Annotated in this window: 2 protein-coding genes; both read left to right on the top strand. The window is 52.5% G+C overall.

The window, feature by feature from the left end; all coding sequences use genetic code 11:
* The first annotated feature begins 314 nt into the window (after nt 1–314).
* Nucleotides 315–1,421, top strand: coding sequence for an IS110 family transposase (locus F617_RS0126725; RefSeq protein WP_019567434.1), 1,107 nt, complete (start codon nt 315–317; stop codon nt 1,419–1,421).
* A gap of 677 nt (nt 1,422–2,098) precedes the next feature.
* Complete coding sequence (locus tag F617_RS0126720) at nt 2,099–3,013, top strand: nucleotidyltransferase and HEPN domain-containing protein (RefSeq protein WP_019567433.1); 915 nt, start codon at nt 2,099–2,101, stop codon at nt 3,011–3,013.
* Nucleotides 3,014–3,057 lie beyond the last annotated feature (44 nt).

Genomic DNA, 3,057 nt, shown 5'->3' with positions numbered 1-3,057 from the left:
AATCGCCAAACGAAATCTCCGATACGCAAACGGGGAGACCAAACGCTCAAACGTGCCGCAAGTCGTAAGTGCGCCCTTGTCTGTTTACCGGTGGCAAAGCTAGCAACATCGAACGGGCATTTCGACTACTAAAAGTAGTAGTCGCCAAGTGGCAATTGCTCGTGTTTGAATAGGGACACAAATGCATCAATCAGGGAAAGTGAGTTTCTCCCACTGAAACAAATGCGGCATTCGGTCAGGTCGATGTCAGGGGACATCGAGACTTTGATCAGCCGGCTCTCCGAGGCCTGAATGAACACCGAAGACGGCGTTATGTGCTTCACATCATCAATTTGAAATCGAGCGATGATATCGTGGCATCGATCCCCAAGGTTTCAAGGGAGTGGCCGATGCAGGACGTGGCGACGGTAGGGCTCGATATAGCCAAGCAGATTTTCCAGGCGCATGGAGCAGATGCGAGCGGAGAAACCCTTTTCAACACGAAGATCAAACGTGAGAACGTTCTGGAGTTTTTCAGCAAGCTCAAACCATGCCTGATCGGAATGGAGTCCTGCGCTACAAGTTATTACTGGGCACGGCAGTTACTAGAATTTGGGCATGACGTGCGGTTGATCCATACCAGTTACGTGAAGCCCTTCGTAAAACGGGGCAAAACCGACGCCAATGATGCGGAGGCGATCAATGTTGCGCTTACGCAAAAGACAATGCGCTTCGTTCCAGTCAAAACCCTGAACCAACAAGCGGCGATTACGATTTTTCGAACCCGCAGCCTTTTTGTTTCGCAACGGACTCAACTCGTAAACGCGCTGCGGGGGCACCTAGCGGAGGCCGGCCTGGTAGCGGCAAAGGGCATTCAAAATTATTCGAAACTAGTAAATCTGATGGAAACCGCAGCGGATACCGTTCTGCCTACAGTTATGAAACAGGCTCTCACCGACATTTGCGACCAGATACATCGATTGAATGATTTGGTCACGAAACTAGACAAAGAGATTGAGCGACGTGTCCGACACGATGAGAACGCGTGTAGGCTTCTGACGATACCTGGTGTTGGCCCGAAAACTGCAATGTGCGTTATTGCGACAATTCCTGATATCCATCGGTTTCCGTCTGGCCGCCATTTCTCTTCATGGCTGGGTCTTACTCCTCGCACGCATTCAAGCGGAGGTCGTTCGGTTCTGAGGCGCATTACGAAAATGGGGAATAGCGAACTCCGAACGATGCTTTATCTCGGGGGCACAGTAATCATGATGCGAGATAAGAAAACTCCAATCGGTCGTTGGGCCGCTCGATTGCGCGCCGGACGACCGTACAAAGTTGTAGTTATCGCGGTGGCAAATCGTATAGCGCGCATCATTTGGGCTCTTTTGACAAAAGGGGGTGTTTACGATCCGACATACGGCCGAGAAGCCTCAGCGTGACGCAGCGATAATCTTAAGCGTTTGCATAGATGGTGGTCGGCGGTAAGCTAACGGGTAGCGCACTAGAGAGCGAATAGGCCGAGGATATTGGTGTATTTAGAATACGTTGTTTATACAGGCGTTTGCTCTGCGTTTCGCAAAATGGCGACCTTGAGAGGTTATGCCGTCAGGACTCATGCAGCGCTTCCAATTGCCTTGCCCTCGATCATCCATCTAGCGGGCCGTTTCCAAGTATGGGGCGGCCCGCACTCCTGTCTGGATAATGATAGCCGCCTCCATCACCGAGCCTTTCTTGGCGTGACTGCGTTACCAAAATTGCGTCGAAGTGAGCGGCAGTGCGGGCGGGCATTTGGCTGCAGCGGTTGGACAGGGTGCGTCGTTAACGGTCCTTCGTAACCTCTACGCTCCGCTCAGTCGGCCACGGTATGGCGCCCGGAGCGCCTGCGATTGGGAAAAAACCGGGAAGGATATGCAACCTAGGATAAAGTACCATTGAATGTTCGCTATTGAGGAATGAAGGTATTGCAATACCATCTGCATAAATCAGAGCCGGCTGCCTCAAGATCGAATGTGCATCGTCCAGGAAGACAGGCGTTCGTTTGGTGGCTACCAAAAATCGGAGTTTCAAAGGCCTCTGGAATGGCCCATACAGGACACCGTCGATAAGCGGAGCAGAGATGAAGACCAGCCTTGAACATTTGCCAGAACGAAAGCAACGCGAGCTCGCGCGTGTCGTCGGAATTATTCAGGAAGAGTTTGCTGATCTGGTGGAACGCTCGAAGTCTGACGCCAAGAAGGATGGACGGATTTTCAAAATCATTCTGTTCGGTTCTTACGCGCGTGGCACTTGGGTGGATGAACCGCATACGTCGAAAGGCTATCGCTCGGATTTCGATATCCTCGTCATCGTCAGCAACAAGGAACTTGCCGATCCCAAATACTGGGACAAGACAACAGACCGGCTGATGTGGGACAAGGAGATCGAGACGCCCGTGAGCCTCATTGTCCATGGTGCTCGCGAAATCAGCAATTTCCTGCAGGAAGGGCAATATTTCTTCAGCGATATCCGACGTGATGGCATTGCTCTCTACGAACTCGACGATAGGGAACTCGCCGAGCCGAAAAGCCTCACGGGGCAACAGGCATATGAGGTTGCCAAAAGGCATTTTTCGGCTCGCTCGAGCACTGCTGACTTCTTCGTTAAGCACGTCCTCTACGGGCTCAAAGATGGAGATTGGAAAGAGACAGCTTTCATGCTGCACCAATCCATAGAGCAGGCTTATTCCACTCTGCTTTTGACCCTCACCAACTACAGCCCTGCGAGCCATAATCTGAAATTTTTGCGAGGGCTGGCTGAAGGGCAGGACATCCGCCTTGCCGAGGCCTGGCCGCGGGATCACCATCGGTTTCAGTCGTGGTTCAACACGTTGAACGAAGCCTATGTGAAGGCCCGCTACTCCGATCATTACGAAATCACCGAGGAGGCTCTGACCTGGCTGACTGCCAGAACGTCCATCCTCTACGAGCTCGTCAACACGGTCTGCCGCGAGCACATCGAAAAGCTCGAACAGGCCGCGAACGCCAGCGACTGAGCTTCACGGGTCGCACAAAGCCTCCTGTACTCAGGTGACGGCGA

Origin of the sequence: Agrobacterium sp. 10MFCol1.1 (genome assembly GCF_000381165.1) — a bacterium.
Taxonomy (GTDB): Bacteria; Pseudomonadota; Alphaproteobacteria; order Rhizobiales; family Rhizobiaceae; genus Agrobacterium; species Agrobacterium tumefaciens.
Note: the sequence above shows the minus strand (reverse complement) of the source record. Positions and strands in the feature narration are given on the sequence as shown.

Coding starts and splice junctions, on each gene's coding strand:
- F617_RS0126720 (WP_019567433.1), top strand. CDS start 2,099: ATGAAGACCAGCCTTGAACATTTGCCAGAACGAAAGCAACGCGAGCTC.